This is a genomic window from Spiroplasma endosymbiont of Stenodema calcarata (genome assembly GCF_964031205.1).
In the GTDB taxonomy this organism is placed as follows: domain Bacteria; phylum Bacillota_I; class Bacilli_A; order Mycoplasmatales; family Mycoplasmataceae; genus Spiroplasma.
The window spans coordinates 1305241-1324952 of the sequence record NZ_OZ035018.1 but is presented as its reverse complement, the minus strand read 5'-3'; the positions used below and the strand labels follow the sequence as shown (position 1 = coordinate 1324952).

Genomic DNA, 19712 nt, shown 5'->3' with positions numbered 1-19712 from the left:
TTTTAGTTTTTTTAAAGTGAATAAAACAAAAACAATGCAAAACAAAAAATAATAATATTAATGAACTAGTTATTATTATTTCTGTTTGCAAATTTTTTATTGTTCCTATTTTTCAAAAACCTAAATAAAAAATATTTTCATTATTAATATACTGATATTGTAATCATATCAATATAGACAATGTAATTACACCAACTATATAAGAAAAACTGCAAAATCAATTAGCAATAATTTTATATACAATACTTTTTTTATATACACTATATATAAATTCTGGAATAGTATTTTCATCATTTTTTAATCATAATTTATATTTTTTTGCTTGTTTTTTTATCATTGTTAAATTAAAACAACCATATATAAATACAAGAAAAAAGATTATTAATAAAAAAATTAATAAAAATGGATAGGGAATTAATTCTATTTCAAGGGATTTAACAATCTTATTAAAAATAAAATTAATATTTGTATTTAATTTAAAAATTTTGTTTTTATAATCAATGTTATAATATAAAAATAATATGAAAGATAAAAACAAGAATAAAAATAAAGAAAATAATATTTGAAAAAACGAAATTACTTTAATAAAAGTAATTTTATTTTTAATAAATCTAGGAATTGTTTTTTTATTTTCAAAATAATTCATTTATTAATTTAACTCCTTTACTTTTTATATTTTTTCTTATTCTCTTATTGTTTAATTCTACCAGGACAACAAATTTCTAACATATTTTCCTCCCTTTACATTTAATTATTTTTACTAGTTTATTCGTTTTCAGTTGTTTTACTAATATTTTCAATATTGTCTGTTTTATTTTGTGCATTGTTTAAGTTTTGGAAGGTTGCTTTTATTTTTTGAATTTCTTTATACTCATTTTTTAATAGTTCAGGGTGACACTTTTTATAACTTAATTTAAGATGTTTCCTAACTGAATCAAAATCAAGTACCTCAACTTCAATTTCATCACCAACATCAAAAAAATCTTTAATATCTTTAACAAAGTAATCTGAAACTTCACTAATATGGATTAAACCATCAGCTCTTTCTGCTCTACAAAAAGCACCATACGGAGTAATATTTGTTATTTTAACATTAATTTTATTTCTTTTTTCATACATAAATAAAATATATCTCCTTTTCTAAATTAAATTTTGATAAGTTAATATTTGATACATTTTATCTTTGTTTATTTGCTTCTTTTAATTTTAGTTCCATTTCTAAAATTTCTTTTTTTAAGCGTAAATTTTCATTTTCAAGGGTTAAATTAGGTTGCGTTTGCTGTTGTTTTTGAGTTTTTTTTTGCTTTCAGAGATTCCAATTCACTTTTTAATTTAGCAATTTCTGCTCGTTGTGCAGGAATATCTCTTTCATAAGCTTTAAGCAAATATTTTGCATCTCTAGTAAGTTTTTCTCTTGATTTAATTTGTTTTAATTTACTTTCATCTTCTTCCAATTCTTTTTCGCGGATTTGAATCCGATATTCGAGAAAAGGAATTGCTCCGCTTTTGTAGGCGTCATATCATTCTCATGCTTGATCTCATTTTGGTTGTTGTACTGCATTATGTTTTTGTTTTAAATCTTCATAAGGATCAAGATATGATTTTGATAAAAATGGATACCTTTTTAAATCAGGGACTTGACGACCAAACTTTTCTAATACTCACATAACATTATTTTTGTCATCATCATTTAATCTATCAATGCTTAGAGGGATATTATTAGTTCCCCCCCCTCGTGAGTTAATAATTGCACCGTGAATTTCAGTTGCAAGACCTCTGTCTTGCATTTTGGCAACACGTTCTCAGTTGATTTCGCCACCTAATAATCGTCATAATCCCATGATTTATCACTCCTTTTTATTTACATTATACCGCATTTCTTATTTTTGTCAGGTGTTTTTTAAATTATGACTTTTTCTTTTCTGCTTTTTTGGCCGCTTTTTCATCTCATTTTTTCTGTCGAGTATTTTGGGTTTTACTATGTTTATCAATAGTATCATTAATATTTATTTGCTTCTCATTTATTTTTGGTATTAAAGTTCTTAAACTTAAATATTTTTTATTTTTAATTCTTTCTTTTATTGTTGTTCCGTTGGTAATTAATTTATTCAGCATATTCATTTTTGCTTTTTCTGTTGTTGTTTTTATTTTGTTTACTTTCCCTAGTTTTTTATTTAAAGACTCAGATTTTCAATCGCTAGATTTTGTTGTTTTTAAATTATTAGTTTCATTACCACTATTTGCCAATTGTGGATTAAATCTTTTACCAATTGCTTTGAATGGTGTTGCAATCCCAGTTCCAATTTGGCGGAAGAATCCTTTTGCTCCACCACCGCGAGCTGCTCCCACTAGTTTACTTGTTGCAAGCGTTGTGACTCCAAGTCCAAAGCCTGCTAAGCCAACAATCCCAGCACGCGAACTCATTCCCTCAGTCGCGTGTCAAAAATGGCGAAAATCAAGGGGTTTTTCTTGGTGAGATTGACTGCTTGCTGTTTCACTATCCACTCAATCACCACCACCAGAACCCATCGCATTCATGGTTTTATCTGCCATTCCAGAATCACCCATTGCCATTGCTCGTTTGGCTCTTTTACTTTTGGCAAATCCAAATGCTTTTCCTGCTATTTTTCCAGCTCCCATTGCCATCATTCCACCAGCAACAGTTGATTTCATTGAACTCATTCCTTCGCGAACACCAGCTGCTTCACCAATTAAGTTGGCAACAACATCTGAAAACGCCATTACTGCCAAGCCACCACCGCACATAAACAGAATAACAAACAATGATTTTCCAATCCCCTCAATGCCTAATCCTGCTAAATTAGTGCTTAAAATTGTTTGGATTGTTGTCATAAAAATAAAATATCCTGTTAAAGTAGCGGTTGATGCTAGAAATTTTGCAATTACCATATCTTTTCAAATAAATGCTCCTTTACCATTATCAATTGTCATAATCACCATTACTCATGGCGAAATAATAAATAAGAAAAACAGTTCAATTATTTTTTGTACCAATGCAATTCCAATCATAAACATTGCAAATAGCATAAATCACACTCCAAAAACTTCGGCAATCATATTAAAATCACCAATATTATCAGGATAAGCATAATTGTTTGGTATATTATCACCACTACCATCTCAATTGGTATTTCCGATATTGTATAGATAGTTTGCAATATTTCCGTTTTCACCACCAAATCCCGATGTAATCATTTTGGCAATGTTGGCGATTGCAAAATTAGCCAAAAAGAAAAAGATTGGAATTAAAAAGATAAAAACAAATGCTTTACTACCATTTTGTAAAGCAACAATAAATTTTGTTTTTGTCTCGGTGGCATCTTGAAACAAAATTTTAATCATAGTAATTGTAAATATTAAAGAAAATAAACACAAAGCCGTAATGACAAAATATCAGAATGCCATTGGGATATTTTGAAAACTAAATTCTTGTTTTGATCCAAACATTAAATCACCAACCACACCTCCTGTTAAATAATTTAGGACGGTGTTAAATGATGCGATTAATTGCAATGGCCCTTGTACAAAAATTGATCATATTAGTTTATACAGTGCATTAACTATCATAATTTTTCACTTCCTTTCATTTTTTATCAACTATGTTCCAATGCTAGGGTTATATGTTTTAATAACTTGTAAAATAACATTCATAACAGCAATTACAACTAAAATTATAATAATTGCTATGATCGGTCATTTTAAAGCACTTAAATCATTTCCTCTCGCTTCGGGATTATCAGCATTTCGCATTATTGAAATTAAAATAATAATTAATTTTCAAATTGCAAAAATAACCGCTAAACCCATAAATACCCCCAAAACAACATTACTTCATAATATAACAACATCCATTATTCCACTAAAATCTGCTGTGTTGTTTGATTTCATATTTTCGTCCTCCTTTGTTATTTTAAAAATTTGCTTTTACTTAATTTGTTTCTTTTTTGATTATAAATATTTTTCTTTTTTTGATAATATTGCTGTTGATTATTAAAGTAATTTTTAATATTGTTTTTCTTAGTCATTTTTTTCTTTCCTTTCGAAAGGTAAGTAAAATAAATGCAATAATAAATCACCAATCATAAAATCACAATCAATTCCAAGGGCAATTAAAAATAAAATAGGGGAAATTAATAGCAACAAAATTCCAATAATAATTGTTAAAGGATATAAAAGTCATTTTCACCAAACTTTTCTCTTATTTTTCATCTTTAATTTTTCCTTTCTATTTGAAATATTGCTATAAATATTTTTTCTAACACATCAACAACAATGCTATTACCAGCTTGTTTATAAAGTTGGGTTTCTGAAACAACTTTGCTTGCTTTATCAAAGTCTTTATTACTAAATCCCATTAATAATCAACATTCTCGTGGAGTTAATACTCGTAAAAAGTATTCTTTTTCATCAATTAAAAAAGATAGTATTTTACTACTATCTTGTTGTTGTCTTTTATTATCAATCATAATTTTATTGACATTACTTGCTGCGATTGTTCCCATATAATTATTTTCTGTTTTTCAAAACCGATTATATGATCCATTAATTAGCAAACCATCTTTTGCTCGTGGTAAAACAATAAAATTACCATAGTCCTTAATTGGCAATGCAATTTGTGGTGGTCTCCCGTGTCCTGTTGTAATGGTTGGAATAAGATTATTTTTTGTTATATCATTAAAAATATTAACTTGATTATAATTTCTCAGATTAATCATTAATTTTCCATCATTAAGTTTTTTTATATCATTAGGAATTGCAATAATTCCTGCGTTTCCTCATCGCATTTGTTTTGTTGTAATTGTATAAGAACATTGTTGAATGATTTTAAGTTTATTATTTTCAATTGCTTTTTTCATTGATTCTTGTCTAATAAAATATTTTTCATTTACATTGTTTTCTAAAATATCTTTTACTAAAAATTTTAAATTACAAGGTTGGGGATATTGAAATTTAAAATCTTGTTTTAATGTTGAAATCATAAATAATCGTTTTCTATTTTGGGGAATTCCATAATCCTTGGCATTCATTGTAAAATATTGGTTATGATATCCTAATTTATTAAGTTGATTTTGTAGATTTTGAAATCCAACAAAAAACTTTTTACTTAATAAATTTGGTACATTTTCCATTAAAAGATATTGCGGTTTTATTGCCATTGTGCTTATTAAATCAACAACTTTGTAAGCCAAACCACTTCTTTTACCATTTAATCCTTGGCCATTATTATTGGCATTTGATATGTCTTGGCATGGAAATGATCAAGTTATTAAATCAGCATACGGTAAAGTTTCTAATTTAGTAATATCACCTAAATTAGGGGTTTCATAATCATTAAAAATTGCTCGATATGATTTTTCAGCGTATTTATCATTATCACAAAAAGCAATTACTTTGTGGTTAATTCCAATCTTTTCTAATGCTTTTCTTTGACTGCCAATCCCAGCAAATAATTCAATTACTTTAAGCATAATAAACAATCATTCTTCTAATTTTTCTTTTATCTAAAACGATTCATGGATTGGGATACCTATAAGAACAAAAAATTAAAATATTAATATTGTTTTCATTATAAATATTATGAATATATTTACAAAATGGGCAATTAATCATTGCTGCACCTCTTTCTAAAAAACAAGATATTAATTATCTTGTTTTGTGTTATTTTAATTATTTATGTTGTTTTTCTTTTTTATTTTCAATTAGTTCTCAAATTGAACAACTAATATTTCATATAAGTGTTAAACTAAAAATAATATCAAAAATACAAAACATAACATATGCAACAAAACCCAAACCATCATTTATTCATTCTCTACACAAAATTAAAAATGTAGTTGTTAAAACACACATTATAATTGATAAGCAATTAAAAAATAATCTTAATTTATTAATTTCCTTAAAAATTTTTTTCACATTAAATCATTCCTTTCTTAATTGTTTTTAATTTCGTCTAAAATAATTTTTGTATTTTTAATCTTTGTTTTAATATTTTCTAAATCTTTCTGGTCAAAATCGCTATTTTTATTTTCGCTTAATAAATTTAAAGCACTATTTAAATTGTTTATTTGTTTTTCTAACAACTTAATTACTTGTTGTTTTTGTTTGTCTGTAAACTCATTTTCTTTTTGACATAGTAAAATTTGATATTCACAATTATTTAGTTCCGATATTTTAATAAATTTTTCTGCTTGGGTTTGTTTTAGTTCTGTTTGATATTCTTCTTCATTTTCATAATCATTTTTACTATTTTCAATTTCTTTAATTACTTCATCATATTCTTTAATTTCTGCTGTAATTTCTTGTTTTAATTTTTCATAGTAAAAAACATCTTTTACTATTGGTAATTTTGGTTTTGATGGTGGTAATTTTGGTTTGTTATTTGCAATATTACCACAACTAATCAAATTCACTGTGTTTGTACACGATAACAAAAATATTGATAACAAACTAAGTAATTTTTTCATATTTGTTGTATCCTAAATAAAAACCATTATCTCAATAATTGGGATTATCAATGTTTTCTAAATCTTCTAGTAATTGTTTTAATTCTGTATCTGTTAATTTTTGTTGTTTTGTTTTGTTATCATAATGATTATTATATTTATTTAATAAATCATTGTTAGCATCATTTTTGTTTTGCAAATTAAACTGTTTTTTGTTTTCTTGTTTTAATTTTTCAAAAGTTAAAAGTAAATTTTTTCCCACAATATTACCACTTTTATTATTAATGCTACTATTGACTACATATTTTTTATTTTCATCAATTTTTAAACTAAAATAATTTTGATAACTTGATAAACCTAAGTAATTTTTATCTAAAACAACGCAATCTTTTTGTTTGTTTATTAAAATATGTGTTTTATTATTTATTTCTTGTGAAATTAAATTTTGGTTTAAATAAATTTTTTTTATCATATTTAATTACCTCACTTTATTTTTTTTACATTTTTGGCATTTATAAAATTTATTCATCGTTAATCATTCTAAATTTGAAATGGTGAATTCTTGTTCACATCTAATACAGTCAATAATTATATTTCCATTTAATCTTGCTTTGGGTTTTGAATAATCTTTTTTTATAATAATCACCTCACTTTATTTTTTTTGATTTTAATTTTATTCTTTCTAAAATTACTATCCAATAGTAGGTTAAAAATAAATAATTAATTAAACCAAAAAAATAAATTCTTAACGAACTGGTTCTATATTTTTGTCTGACTCTTTTTGTCAATTAATATCAGATAAATTATTTACCACTGTATAACCAAATTTATCTTTAACATAATTTTCTATAATTTCATTTCACGATTTTTCTTGTAATTCTTTAAACTTTTTTGTTAAATATTCATCAATATCTTTTATATTATCTATTATTCCACTTGATCAACAATATCCTGTTCAATATTGTTCTAAACCAAATTTATATCAAAAGTTTTCTTTTTCTTCATAATCGGTATTTTTTGAAATTAAATCCGTTATTTTATAATGATCTTTTATATTATCTGAATCTTTTATAACTAAATACATTTTTCATCCTCCTTACTAGGTAATTTGTCGTATTTAATATTTTCCTTGTAAAATACTATTAATTTGTTTTAATTTTCTATTTAAATCAATAACAGCAATATTAGTTTTAACCACTTCCTCATTTTCCATTTGATGTGGAATTTCCACATATTCAATTCCATTCTTATCTATTTTGTAAGGTTTTTCTGATAAACATTCTTTAACAACTTTTTCTCAACAATTAATGCAAATTCAAGCATCGAATAGTTTATCTCATTTTTGTACTCTTGTTTTTTTCTTTTCACACATTTGGCATTGTGAAATTTGAAACATCAAAAAGTTATCTAGTTTATAAACTATCATTATTTCACATCCTTACTAGGTAATTTGTTATATTTTGAATTATCTATTAAACCATAACCACAACCGTCACCATCACAATTACATTCTGCATAACAAGTTAAACCAAAATCTTCTTTAAATAATTGTGTTTGTTGTAAATCATATTTATCACATACAAGAATTTTTCATTCTTTTTCTAAATTTTTAATTTGTTTATCTTTTTCAATTAATATTTTTTCATAAGCAGATTCAATTCTAGATTCTGCTGATTCAATTTCTTTATCTTTTTCAGCAAGTTCTTTTTTAAGTGTTTCATTTTCTTCTTTAACTTTGTTAAATTTAATTGATTCTGTTATAGTCATTATTTAAAATCTCTCTTTCATATTCTTAAATATCCTTAATTGGTAAATTGCTTAAATAATTATTAAGTACTTGAGTTAATTCTTCTTCATTTTTATAATCATAAACTCTTTTAAAATATCTAAATATTTCATCTCAACTTAAATATTTTGATAATATGTTTCATTCTTTATATTGCTTTTTATCAAACATATTAAATTTCCTCCAAATTTTCTAATATTTCACAATATTTTAAATAACTAAGCGATCATCTAAAAACTTAAATAAAAAACAAAATAAAATAAGAGTCACAAACAAACATATTTATCTATTTTTTCTTTTTAAAAATATATGGGTTTTTTGCAAAAATACAATAAACATTTGTGCATCATAAATGTTTATTATCACCATCTATTTTTGATCTACATTTAGGACAACTTTTCCTCATTATTTTTATCTCCTTTATTTTTTATTTATCAAAAATAAAAAACCAACTAATTTTAATAAATAGTTGGTTTAATTTTTTTTATCGTATTTGATTTAAAATATTTTCAATATTATTAACTTTATCAATTAAAGCTTCCATAATTTGTTCTAAATTGCTTAAATTGTTTTCTGTTGTTGTTTTAATCTCGTTAATTAAATCACTAATTGTATTTTTGATATTATTTTCAACCATATAATTTCTCCTTTCTAATTTTTAATATTAATAATTCATCATTTATTTTTCTTAAAAATTAATTTTTTAATAATTTGATGGTTATTTTTGCATTTTAAAGTCAAAAATCAAAGATTATAACTTATTTTTTGTTTGTTAATAAATTCTAATCTTGCTAAACAATGCCGAGCATACTTTTTACAATATCAGCCGCCTTTTTTGTTTTTGGTTAATTTTGTAAAATACTCATTGATATAACATTGACATTTATTAATTAATACTGTCTTATTTGTTAATTTAATTTTTAACTCTTTTCAACAGAGTTCTTTTAAAGACACTTTCAAATCCTCCTTATAAATAGTAAGATTTCTAAAATTTTTTTATTGTGGAACACTTATCCTTTAACTATTGCAAGTTAAAGATTTATCCCCAAACCACAATAACTCTTTTATATTGCCTAAAAGAATTGCCTCCATTATGTCGTAGCGGTACGGCCACCCCTGTATTGTTTATCCTCGCTTGCTTGATTTAACGACATTTCAAGTAGGAGAGTTTTATTTGGTTGATTTTGCTGTTATTTTCTTAAACTAAGCAAGGTTAACGACAATTTTAACCTAATTAAAAAAGATAGAATTTTATATCTATCTTTTTCTTAGTTTTTGGAAATTTTATACCAACCGAATATTTTACGCGGTCTTTATGATTTCAACATTAAAGCAAGACTTTAAATTTCAATATCCCCAACCTTGTAATTTAAAATTTTTAGTAAAAGATATTTTAGAAAACAATGTAAATGAAAAATATTTTATTAGACAAGAATCAATGAAAAAAGCAATTGAAAACAATAAACTTAAAATCATTCAACAATGTTCTTATACAATTACAACAAAACAAATGCGATGAGGAAACGCAGGAATTATTGCAATTCCCAATGATATAAAAAAACTTAATGATGGAAAATTAATGATTAATTTGAGAAATTATAATCAAGTTAATATTTTTAATGATATAACAAAAAATAATCTTATTCCAACCATTACAACAGGACATGGGAAACCACCACAAATTGCATTGCCAATTAAGGATTATGGTAATTTTATTGTTTTACCACGAGCAAAAGATGGTTTGCTAATTAATGGATCATATAATCGGTTTTGAAAAACAGAAAATAATTATATGGGAACAATTGCAGCAAGTAATGTCAATAAAATTATGATTGATAATAAAAGACAACAACAAGATAGTAGTAAAATACTATCTTTTTTAATTGATGAAAAAGAATACTTTTTACGAGTATTAACTCCACGAGAATGTTGATTATTAATGGGATTTAGTAATAAAGACTTTGATAAAGCAAGCAAAGTTGTTTCAGAAACCCAACTTTATAAACAAGCTGGTAATAGCATTGTTGTTGATGTGTTAGAAAAAATATTTACAGCAATATTTCAAATAGAAAGAAAAAATTAAAGATGCAAAATAAGAGAAAAGTTTGGTGAAAATGACTTTTATATCCTTTAACAATTATTATTGGAATTTTGTTGCTATTAATTTCCCCTATTTTATTTTTAATTGCCCTTGGAATTGATTGTGATTTTATGATTGGTGATTTATTATTGCATTTATTTTACTTACCTTTCGAAAGGAAAGAAAAAAAATGACTAAGAAAAACAATATTAAAAATTATTTTAATAATCAACAGCAATATTATCAAAAAAAGAAAAATATTTATTATCAAAAAAGAAACAAATTAAGTAAAAGCAAATTTTTAAAATAACAAAGGAGGACGAAAATATGAAATCAAATAACACAGCAGATTTTAGTGGAATAATGGATGTTGTTATATTATGAAGTAATGTTGTTTTGGGGGTATTTATGGGTTTAGCGGTTATTTTTGCAATTTGAAAATTAATTATTATTTTAATTTCAATAATGCGAAATGCTGATAATCCCGAAGCGAGAGGAAATGATTTAAGTGCTTTAAAATGACCGATTATAGCAATTATTATAATTTTAGTTGTAATTGCTGTTATGAATGTTATTTTACAAGTTATCAAAACATATAACCCTAGTATTGGAACATAGTTGATAAAAAATGAAAGGAAGTGAAAAATTATGATACTTAATGCACTGTATAAACTAATATGATCAATTTTTGTACAAGGGCCATTGCAATTAATCGCATCATTTAACACCGTCCTAAATTATTTAACAGGTGGTGTGGTTGGTGATTTAATGTTTGGATCAAAACAAGAATTTAGTTTTCAAAATATCCCAATGGCATTCTGATATTTTGTCATTACGGCTTTGTGTTTATTTTCTTTAATATTTACAATTACTATGATTAAAATTTTGTTTCAAGATGCCACCGAGACAAAAACAAAATTTATTGTTGCTTTACAAAATGGTAGTAAAGCGTTTGTTTTTATCTTTTTAATTCCAATCTTTTTCTTTTTGGCTAATTTTGCAATCGCCAACATTGCCAAAATGATTACATCGGGATTTGGTGGTGAAAACGGAAATATTGCAAACTATCTATACAATATCGGAAATACCAATTGAGATGGTAGTGGTGATAATATACCAAACAATTATTCCTATCCTGACAATATTGGTGATTTTAATATGATTGCCGAAGTTTTTGGAGTGTGATTTATGTTGTTTGCAATGTTTATGATTGGAATTGCTTTGGTACAAAAAATAATCGAATTGTTTTTCTTATTTATTATTTCGCCATGAGTAATGGTTATTATGACAATTGACAATGGTAAAGGAGCACTTATTTGAAAAGATATGGTAATTGCAAAATTTTTAGCATCAACCGCCACTTTAACAGGATATTTTATTTTTATGACAACAATTCAAACAATTTTAAGCACTAATTTAGCAGGATTAGGTATTGAGGGAATTGGAAAATCATTGTTTGTTATTTTGTTTATGTGCGGTGGTGGCTTGGCAGTAATGGCGTTTTCGGATGTTGTTGCCAACTTAATTGGTGAAGCAGCTGGTGTTCGTGAGGGAATGAGTTCAATGAAATCAACTGTTGCTGGTGGAATAATGGCAATGGGAGCTGCTAAAATGGCAGGAAAAGCATTCGGATTTGCCAAAAGCAAAAGAGCCAAACGAGCAATGGCAATGGGCGGTTCTAGCATGAGCGAAAAAACAATGAATGCGATGGGTTCTGGCGGTGATGGTGATTGAGGTGATAATGAAACAGCAAGCAGTCAATCTCGCCAAGAAAAACCCCTTGACTTTCGCCATTTCTGACACGCAACCGAGGGAATGAGTTCAAGAGCTGGGATTGTTGGTTTAGCGGGCTTTGGACTTGGGGTCACAACACTTGCCACAAGTAAACTAATTGGTGCAGCTCGCGGAGGTGGAGCAAAAGGATTTTTCCGCCAAATTGGAACTGGGATTGCAACACCATTTAAGGTAATTGGAAAAAGATTTAACCCACAATTGGCAAATAGTGGTAATGAAACTAATAAGTTAAAAACAAGCAATTTCAGTAATTCAAAATCTGAATCTTTAAACAAAAAACTAGGGAAAGTAAACAAAATAAAAACAACAACAGAAAAAGGAAAAATGAATATGCTGAATAAATTAATTACCAACGGAACAACAATAAAAGAAAGAATTAAAAATAAAAAATATTTAAGTTTAAGAAATTCATTACGAAAAATAAATGAGAAACAAATAAATATTAATGATACTATTGATAAACATAGTAAAACCCAAAATAATCGACAGAAAAAATGGGATGAAAAAGCTGCCAAAAAAGCAGAAAAGAAAAAGTCATAAATAAAAAACACCTGGCAAAAATTATAAATTTGGTATAATGTAAATAAAAAGGAGTGATAAATTATGGGATTATGACGATTGTTAGGTGGCGAAGTAAATTGAGAACGCGTTGCCAGAATGCAAGACAGATGTCTTGCAACTGAAATTCACGGTGCAATTATTAACTCACAAGGGGGGGAACTAATAATATCCCTTTAAGTATAGATAGATTAAATGATGATGACAAAAATAATGTCATGTGAGTATTAGAAAAATTTGGTCGTCAAGTCCCCGACTTAAATAGATATCCATTTTTATCAAAATCATATCTTGATCCTCAACAACATTTAAAACCAAAACATAATATAAATAATCAACCAAAATGAGATCAAGCGTGAGAATGATACGACAAATATAAAAAAGGTGCAATTCCATTTCTCGAATATCGCATTCAAATTCGCGAAAAAGAATTGGAAGAAGATGAAAGTAAATTAAAACAAATTAAATCAAGAGAAAAACTTACTAGAGATGCAAAATATTTGCTTAAAGCTTATGAAAAAGATATTCCTGCACAACGAGCAGAAATTGCTAAATTAAAAAGTGAATTAGAATCTCTGAAAGCAAAAGAAATGGAAAAACAACCTGACTTATCACTTGAAAATGAAAATTTACGCTTAAAAAAAGAAATTTTAGAAATGGAACTAAAATTAAAAGAAACAAATAAACAAAGATAAAATGTATCAAATATCAACTTATCAAAATTTAATTTAGAAAAGGAGATATATTTTATTTATGTATGAAAAAGGAAATAAAGTTATTGTTAAAATAACAAACATTACGCCCTATGGTGCTTTTTGTAGAGCAGAAAGAGCTGATGGTTTAATCCATATTAGTGAAGTTTCAGATTACTTTGTTAAAGATATTAAAGATTTTTTTGATATTGGTGATGAAATTGAAGTTGAGTTACTTGATTTTGATTCAGTTAGGAAACATCTTAAATTAAGTTATAAAAAGTGTCACCCTGAACTATTAAAAAATGATGATAAAGAAATTCAAGAAATAAAAGCAGCTTTTAAAAGCTTAAATAAAAAACAAAATAAAACAGACAATATTAAAAATATTAATGAATCAAATGAAAACGAATAAATTAGTAAAAGTAATGTAAGTTATAAACAGCAATTAAGTTTGCTGTTTTTTATTTTGTCAAAATAGAAGGGAAATAAAAATGTATGAAAAAATTACTTAGTTTTTTAGCAATATTTTCGTTTTTATGTACAAACACAGTGAATTTGATTAGTTGTGGTAATATTGCAAATAATAAAGCACATTTATATCCTAATTTAGAAAATGTTTTAAAAGTTAATTTAGAAACAAATATTGATTTAGAAAAAAGATATTTACCCCACCCTGTTTTAATGCAACAGCGAGGTTATAAAGGAACTTTCTTTAATCAATATAAGACAGATACTATTAAAAATTTAACAAATGCTTTTTTAGGCAAAGCAGATAATAATTTAGCAATTAAATTTAAAACAGAATTTAGTACTTATCAACAATTACAAGATTATTTAAAAATAGAACAACAAAATTACTGACAAAATTTATTGAATAATATTTGTCAACAATACCAAGATAATTTAAAGCAACTTATTTTATTGTTTTATAATTTTGTTGCTAGTATTTGAAATAAAACAAATATTAATGAAATTTTAGGAAAAATAGAAATTAAAAATATCATTGATAGTGATAATAATGTCTTAGGACAAACAAATAATCACCAAACTATTTTGCTAAACAAAAAGGTTTTATCTTGTGCGTTTGAAAAAACAATAAATAGTGAATGACACAAAGGACAATTTACAACCAATAACTTTCTGCATATTTTAATCCATGAATTAGGACATATCTTTTATTTTTATGATTGAGAAACATTTAAAATCAATCATATTTTTTATTTAAAGCAATTTTTAGGACATAAAATTAATAATTTAAATAAGTTTTCAGAACTAGACAAAGAAAAAGTGTTAAAGATATTTGCCAACAGTAATTATGGATTGAGTGATGATGACGAGTTATTGGCAGAGGGATTTGCATATTGGTTATTAACAAAACAAAGTATGCAAACAAAAATATGAGAATTTTGAAACGAATACTTTACAAGTTATTTACCACAAATAAGAGATAAAGAAAGGAAGTGTAAATGATGTTAAACACAATAATCGGAATGATGGTGGATAGGTTAAGATAAATTGGACAACAATAATGTAGAGTAAATATTTATAATTAAATTACAATGGAGGTGTAATTATGGCAAAGAATCATTATACCGATGAATTTAAGCAACAAATTGTTGGTCTTTACAAAATGGGTCAAACTCCTGAACAATTAGCCAATGATTACCAAATTGGTAAATCTACTGTTTGGAAATGAGCTCACCAATTTAGTAACTCGGACTCATTTAAAGCTAAAGACAATAGAACGCCAGAAGAAAACGAATTAATTCAATTACGTAAAAAAGTTAAACAATTAGAAATGGAAAATGACATTTTAAAGCAAGCAACACTGATAATCGGCAAAAAATAGCAATCATTAAAAATAACAAAGCAAAATATCCAATTATTAATTTATGTAAAACATTGAAATTGGCTAGATCAACATATTACTATCAATTAAAAGCAAATAATCCCAAGAATAATCAAAACATTGATAATGCTGTTATCAGTATTTTTCTAAAAAGTCGTAAAAATTATGGAACAAGAAAAATTAAAATCATGCTAGCTCAGCAAAATATTATATTATCTCGTGTAAAGATTAGTAAAATAATGAGAAAATATAACTTAATTTCAAATTATACAAAAATCAAATACAAACATTCAAATACAAGCAATGTTACATATAAATATAATAATTTATTAAATCAAGAATTTAATAATTATAAACTACATGAAGTTGTTGTCAGTGATTTAACATATGTTTTTATTAATAATAAATGATATTATGTTTGCTTTCTAATTGATTTATTTAATCGTGAAATTATTAGTTATGATGTTAGTTTACACAAAAATGCAAAATTAGTTAAAAATACCTTTAATAAACTTAACTTTACATTAAATGATATTAAAATATTTCACACTGATCAAGGTAGTGAATTTAACAACAATCTTATTTATAACTTTTTAACTAAAAATAACATTCAAAAGTCTTACAGTAAACCAGGTTGTCCTTATGACAATGCTGTTGCGGAATCAACATACAAAATTTTTAAAACTGAATTTATTAAAAATAATAAATTTAAAAACATTGAGCAGTTTAAATTAAAATTATTTGATTACATTAATTGGTACAATAATATTCGAATTCATAGCAAACTAAATTATTTAACACCAGTAAAATACAGAAATTATTACTCTACATAAAATTTGTCCAAAAAACCCTTGCCATTCCAATAAAATAAGAATAAGTGTAAAAAAATATATATTGTGATACTTCTTTTATGGTTTCGTATTAATATTTCATGTTATTTTACAATTTCTTTTCGTTATATCTTATATTTTAATATTTCAATAAAAATTATTTTTTTAAAACAGAAAGGAGGTTATATCCTGTGAAAAAGATTATATTATCATGTTTATTAACATCGTTGATTGGTGTAAGTGAACCACTTATTGTCAAATCATCCATCAATGATAATTTTTTGTTTATAAAACAAGAACAAGTTATCAGTAAAAATGCAAAGAAAAGTTTTAATCCAACAGCACCAAGTTTTACAAAAAATATTAATTGAAATTATGATATTTATGCTGAAACGGGTTGGGTTTGGGGTGGCGATTATACAGAAAAAGTAGAATCATCGTATTATTATGTTAATATACTAGATTATGCTAGTAGTTGAAATGATTTTAAAAATAAATACAAACAGATTAAAATAGATTTTGAGGGTTATGTTGATCATAACAAAGCAGAAAAAGTAGATTATAATTCTTATCACTATATCAATCTAAATCAAATAAGTGGCATAGCAAAAACATCACAAATTTTTCATCACTATCAAGGTTATACCCAAAATGAAGAATGAGGATGAGCAAATGTAAGATATCAATTAGAAAATAATGATTGCATTAAAATTGATTTTTTGGTTTATGCACGAGCGAAAAACGGATGAAATTCAAGTAATACCTGAGCGAAAACATGATTAAAAGTTAATGAACTAATTTTTAATACAAGTTTTAGTTTTAATGATATGAAAAGTAATTTAACAAGGGAATTAAATAAAGAAATTAATTATTATTCTAATATTGATAATAATCCACAAAGTGCTAATAATTGAAACCAAATTAAAACACAAATGGATAACAAAATAAAAAAAGCACTAAATGATAATAATGATACCCAGGGATGAATTGAATTTTTAAATCCAAATTATCAGTTAGAAAAAAGAACTAATGGTTATTTTATAAAAACATTAATTAATATTCATAATAATCAAAGTAGTAATTATGAAATGTGAGAATTTAAAACGCCACTAAATTTTGATAGTGATTATAATATTGATAATGCTAAAAATATAATCGAAAACGAGTTAAACCAAACAATTATTTATCAAAGCGATACATCAACCAATATTTTAGATGAAAGTAATTGAAATGCAATTAAAACTATCTTAGATAATAAAATATTTAGTGTTTTAGGAAAAAAAGGAAACATATTAGAATGAAAAAAACTTATCAATCCTAATTATGCTTTAACAACAGAAAATAATAATTATTATCTTAAAACAAGTTTTAATATTTTTAATTATTTAACAGAACAATGAGAAAATTGAGTTTTTAAAACAAAACTCAATTTTTCATTAAGTGCAAAATATTGAAAAAGTAAATTACAAGAACGAATTTTAATAACCCCAGGAAAAATTAGTGATGAAAATGGTGTTGCAATGATTAATGATATTGAAGAAGTTATTAATAACGGTGAAGGAAAAGAAAATAAATACAATAAAGGAATAATAAAATATCATACAACAACATTTTTTCAATACATTGAACCAAAGGAAAATAACAATGATCCTGATTATGATATTGTTAAAATAAATGGGGTTAATTTAAACGCTGTTAATGGTTTATACACATATACTTTTGATGATAAAGAAAAAGTTAATAAATATGAAATTGAAATTATCCACCGACCAAACCCTAAAATTGAGGGAGATGTTGGTGGTAATTTTAAGTTAACAATTTTAATTGAAACAATTACCCCATCATTACAATTAAAATTAATGGGGTGAGGGCCAAAAAATATCGACTATGAAAAACTAACAAGTGAATTTATTAAAGACCCTAGTAATGAAAATAAAACAATTAAAAATCCTAATTATGATCAAGAAATTAATAAAGAAACAGGGACAAAAAAACAATTAATATGAGTTTGTCATCAATCTAACACCCCATTTCCTTTAGATCCAGTTGACAGAGATGGAAATTTAATAAAAAGTAGTAATATCAATGATTATGATATTGGTTATTTAGCAGAAGCCAGTGCAGTCGGAGCAGGATTTGAAAACTTTTACAATAATGACAATATTGAAAAAGTTATTCGTTATTTATCAAATGAAAATTTAGAAACTAAATTTGAAAACGGCTACGAATTAGAAAAAAACAAGACGGGAGATGTTAATACTAGTGCTGGATGATTTCATTTTATTATTCAACAAAAACGCTTTAATGATTTAAACGGAAATACACAAACACCATTTTATCAACACAAATTTATTTATGTTGATAAAAATAAAAGTTCAAATTATGGATATTTTTTAAATTCAGTTAATAACCAAAATGCTAGTGATTTTTGAAATACAACACAAGGAAAACATTTAAAAAATTATATGATTAACTATAAAAAGTGAAATTCAGATAATGATTTATCAAAATTAACTTATGAAGCGGTTTTATCATATTGACGAGATTATGTTTCAGATATTCGTAATCATTTAGCGGTTAATGAAAGCATCAATAATTTTAAAGCATTAAATGATTTAAATATTAGTGCTTTGAAAATGAATACCAAAGATATGAAAACTATTAGAAATAAAATTGAAAACTTTGTTTGAAAAGAAATAAACAAACTTAGTTTATTAGTAACAATAAATAAAGATTATATTATTCAAATATATAAAAATAGTCAATGACAGAAATTAAATGATGATGATTTAAACCAATTAATAACTAATCAGCAAGAACAAACAAAAGAAATAATGCTAAAAATCAAAGCACTAAATACATCAATGTTTTTAATTGGTGAAACAAACCAATTTAAAGTTATTAATAACTTAAATTATGATGAAAATAAAGTAATTGATTTAAGTAAAATTAAATATCAAAATCAAGAATATAATTTTAAAGATAAAACAAAAGATGATATTTTAAATAATTATATTATGGAATATATTAAGCAAGGTTTTAAAATTAATAAATTAGATGAAATCTTGAAACAAGATATTGATTATCAAATATCATTACAAGGATTAAATGGCCAAAACATTAATATTAATGATAATGAATTACAGGAATTTATGAAAAAGATTCAAGAAAATAAATATAGTGAGTTAAAAATTACTATTTATGCTTTGGATAATAGTTTAAAAGCAGTTGGAAATGTTTCATATAAATTAATAAACAACCCAATAACAGAAAATGCCCCCAACAAACCAAATAAAATTCCCCCAACAGAGGGAATAATACCTAACACTCCTAATAATCCAAATGGAAATAACGAAAATAATGGGAATGAAGAGAATAATAATCCAAATAAACCAGAAAAACCAAACAAACAACCAGATCCTAACAAACCTAATAAAAATAATGAAAGTGGTTGAAAAAAGTTTTTTAAAAAACCAGTTAATTTATTTTTTATGACTTTGATTAGTTGTGTGATAGTTGGTGGTTTTATAACTTGGATTATCATTAAAAATCAATTAAATAAAAAAATTGGGGGCAAAAAGTTGAAAAAAATAAAAGCGATAATGAAGGAAAAAAACAGATAAAATATTGGTTTATTACCCCTTTATTTAATATCC

Annotated in this window: 24 protein-coding genes; 9 read left to right on the top strand and 15 right to left on the bottom strand. The window is 25.1% G+C overall.

Features of this window, described 5'->3' with window-relative positions; translation table 4 throughout:
• Window positions 1–765 precede the first annotated feature (765 nt).
• From ACQH24_RS07165 to ACQH24_RS07095, 15 genes are all read right to left on the bottom strand, one after another.
• Window positions 766–1119: a S1 RNA-binding domain-containing protein gene (locus ACQH24_RS07165; protein ID WP_425379878.1), complete on the bottom strand. Its 354-nt coding sequence runs from the start codon at window positions 1117–1119 to the stop codon at window positions 766–768.
• 146 nt (window positions 1120–1265) lie between these two features.
• On the bottom strand, window positions 1266–1841 hold the full coding sequence (locus ACQH24_RS07160; RefSeq protein WP_425379877.1) for a hypothetical protein: 576 nt from the start codon (window positions 1839–1841) through the stop codon (window positions 1266–1268).
• Between the two features lie 64 nt (window positions 1842–1905).
• On the bottom strand, window positions 1906–3588 hold the full coding sequence (locus ACQH24_RS07155; RefSeq protein WP_425379876.1) for an Mbov_0396 family ICE element transmembrane protein: 1683 nt from the start codon (window positions 3586–3588) through the stop codon (window positions 1906–1908).
• A 30-nt stretch (window positions 3589–3618) separates the two neighbouring features.
• Window positions 3619–3909 carry an Mbov_0395 family pilin-like conjugal transfer protein gene (locus ACQH24_RS07150; RefSeq protein WP_047797199.1) on the bottom strand — a complete coding sequence of 97 codons (291 nt, stop codon included), beginning with the start codon at window positions 3907–3909 and terminating at the stop codon, window positions 3619–3621.
• Between the two features lie 129 nt (window positions 3910–4038).
• A complete protein-coding gene (locus ACQH24_RS07145; RefSeq protein WP_425379875.1) occupies window positions 4039–4230 on the bottom strand; it encodes a hypothetical protein in 192 nt (63 codons plus the stop codon).
• A gap of 2 nt (window positions 4231–4232) precedes the next feature.
• Complete coding sequence (locus ACQH24_RS07140; RefSeq protein ID WP_425379874.1) at window positions 4233–5489, bottom strand: DNA cytosine methyltransferase; 1257 nt, start codon at window positions 5487–5489, stop codon at window positions 4233–4235.
• 199 nt (window positions 5490–5688) lie between these two features.
• Complete coding sequence (locus tag ACQH24_RS07135) at window positions 5689–5871, bottom strand: hypothetical protein (RefSeq protein WP_425379873.1); 183 nt, start codon at window positions 5869–5871, stop codon at window positions 5689–5691.
• Between the two features lie 80 nt (window positions 5872–5951).
• Entirely contained in the window at window positions 5952–6485 is a 534-nt protein-coding gene (locus ACQH24_RS07130) for a hypothetical protein (protein WP_425379872.1), read from the bottom strand.
• On the bottom strand, window positions 6469–6936 hold the full coding sequence (locus ACQH24_RS07125) for a hypothetical protein (protein WP_425379871.1): 468 nt from the start codon (window positions 6934–6936) through the stop codon (window positions 6469–6471). Before ACQH24_RS07125 ends, ACQH24_RS07130 begins: the two co-directional genes overlap by 17 nt.
• 273 nt (window positions 6937–7209) lie before the next feature.
• Window positions 7210–7548: a hypothetical protein gene (locus tag ACQH24_RS07120; protein ID WP_425379870.1), complete on the bottom strand. Its 339-nt coding sequence runs from the start codon at window positions 7546–7548 to the stop codon at window positions 7210–7212.
• A 33-nt stretch (window positions 7549–7581) separates the two neighbouring features.
• Window positions 7582–7890 carry a hypothetical protein gene (locus tag ACQH24_RS07115; protein WP_425379869.1) on the bottom strand — a complete coding sequence of 103 codons (309 nt, stop codon included), beginning with the start codon at window positions 7888–7890 and terminating at the stop codon, window positions 7582–7584.
• Window positions 7890–8231 (bottom strand): hypothetical protein, encoded by a 342-nt coding sequence (locus ACQH24_RS07110; RefSeq protein ID WP_425379868.1) that lies wholly within the window; start codon window positions 8229–8231, stop codon window positions 7890–7892. The genes ACQH24_RS07115 and ACQH24_RS07110 overlap by 1 nt, the downstream gene beginning before the upstream one ends.
• A gap of 25 nt (window positions 8232–8256) precedes the next feature.
• Window positions 8257–8421 carry a hypothetical protein gene (locus ACQH24_RS07105; RefSeq protein WP_425379867.1) on the bottom strand — a complete coding sequence of 55 codons (165 nt, stop codon included), beginning with the start codon at window positions 8419–8421 and terminating at the stop codon, window positions 8257–8259.
• 313 nt (window positions 8422–8734) lie between these two features.
• Window positions 8735–8887, bottom strand: a complete 153-nt coding sequence (locus tag ACQH24_RS07100) for a hypothetical protein (protein WP_158500808.1) — start codon at window positions 8885–8887, stop codon at window positions 8735–8737.
• Window positions 8888–8901: 14 nt separating this feature from the next.
• Entirely contained in the window at window positions 8902–9204 is a 303-nt protein-coding gene (locus tag ACQH24_RS07095; RefSeq protein WP_047797188.1) for a hypothetical protein, read from the bottom strand.
• A 361-nt stretch (window positions 9205–9565) separates the two neighbouring features.
• Here ACQH24_RS07095 and ACQH24_RS07090 point away from each other — a divergent pair, with 361 nt between their 5' ends.
• The 9 genes from ACQH24_RS07090 (at window position 9566) to ACQH24_RS07050 (ending at window position 19679) form a co-directional block, all read left to right on the top strand.
• Entirely contained in the window at window positions 9566–10333 is a 768-nt protein-coding gene (locus tag ACQH24_RS07090; RefSeq protein WP_425379866.1) for a DNA cytosine methyltransferase, read from the top strand.
• Between the two features lie 324 nt (window positions 10334–10657).
• On the top strand, window positions 10658–10948 hold the full coding sequence (locus ACQH24_RS07085; RefSeq protein ID WP_047797199.1) for an Mbov_0395 family pilin-like conjugal transfer protein: 291 nt from the start codon (window positions 10658–10660) through the stop codon (window positions 10946–10948).
• Between the two features lie 30 nt (window positions 10949–10978).
• A complete protein-coding gene (locus ACQH24_RS07080) occupies window positions 10979–12664 on the top strand; it encodes an Mbov_0396 family ICE element transmembrane protein (protein ID WP_425379865.1) in 1686 nt (561 codons plus the stop codon).
• A gap of 236 nt (window positions 12665–12900) precedes the next feature.
• Complete coding sequence (locus ACQH24_RS07075; RefSeq protein ID WP_425379864.1) at window positions 12901–13377, top strand: hypothetical protein; 477 nt, start codon at window positions 12901–12903, stop codon at window positions 13375–13377.
• A 58-nt stretch (window positions 13378–13435) separates the two neighbouring features.
• Window positions 13436–13789: a S1 RNA-binding domain-containing protein gene (locus tag ACQH24_RS07070; protein WP_425379863.1), complete on the top strand. Its 354-nt coding sequence runs from the start codon at window positions 13436–13438 to the stop codon at window positions 13787–13789.
• Between the two features lie 83 nt (window positions 13790–13872).
• Window positions 13873–14853 (top strand): hypothetical protein, encoded by a 981-nt coding sequence (locus ACQH24_RS07065; protein WP_425379862.1) that lies wholly within the window; start codon window positions 13873–13875, stop codon window positions 14851–14853.
• 97 nt (window positions 14854–14950) lie between these two features.
• A complete protein-coding gene (locus tag ACQH24_RS07060; RefSeq protein ID WP_425379385.1) occupies window positions 14951–15226 on the top strand; it encodes a transposase in 276 nt (91 codons plus the stop codon).
• Window positions 15169–16059, top strand: coding sequence for an IS3 family transposase (locus ACQH24_RS07055; protein WP_425380681.1), 891 nt, complete (start codon window positions 15169–15171; stop codon window positions 16057–16059). Before ACQH24_RS07060 ends, ACQH24_RS07055 begins: the two co-directional genes overlap by 58 nt.
• Before the next feature lie 188 nt (window positions 16060–16247).
• Window positions 16248–19679 carry an Mbov_0399 family ICE element protein gene (locus tag ACQH24_RS07050; protein ID WP_425379861.1) on the top strand — a complete coding sequence of 1144 codons (3432 nt, stop codon included), beginning with the start codon at window positions 16248–16250 and terminating at the stop codon, window positions 19677–19679.
• Window positions 19680–19712: the final 33 nt, after the last annotated feature.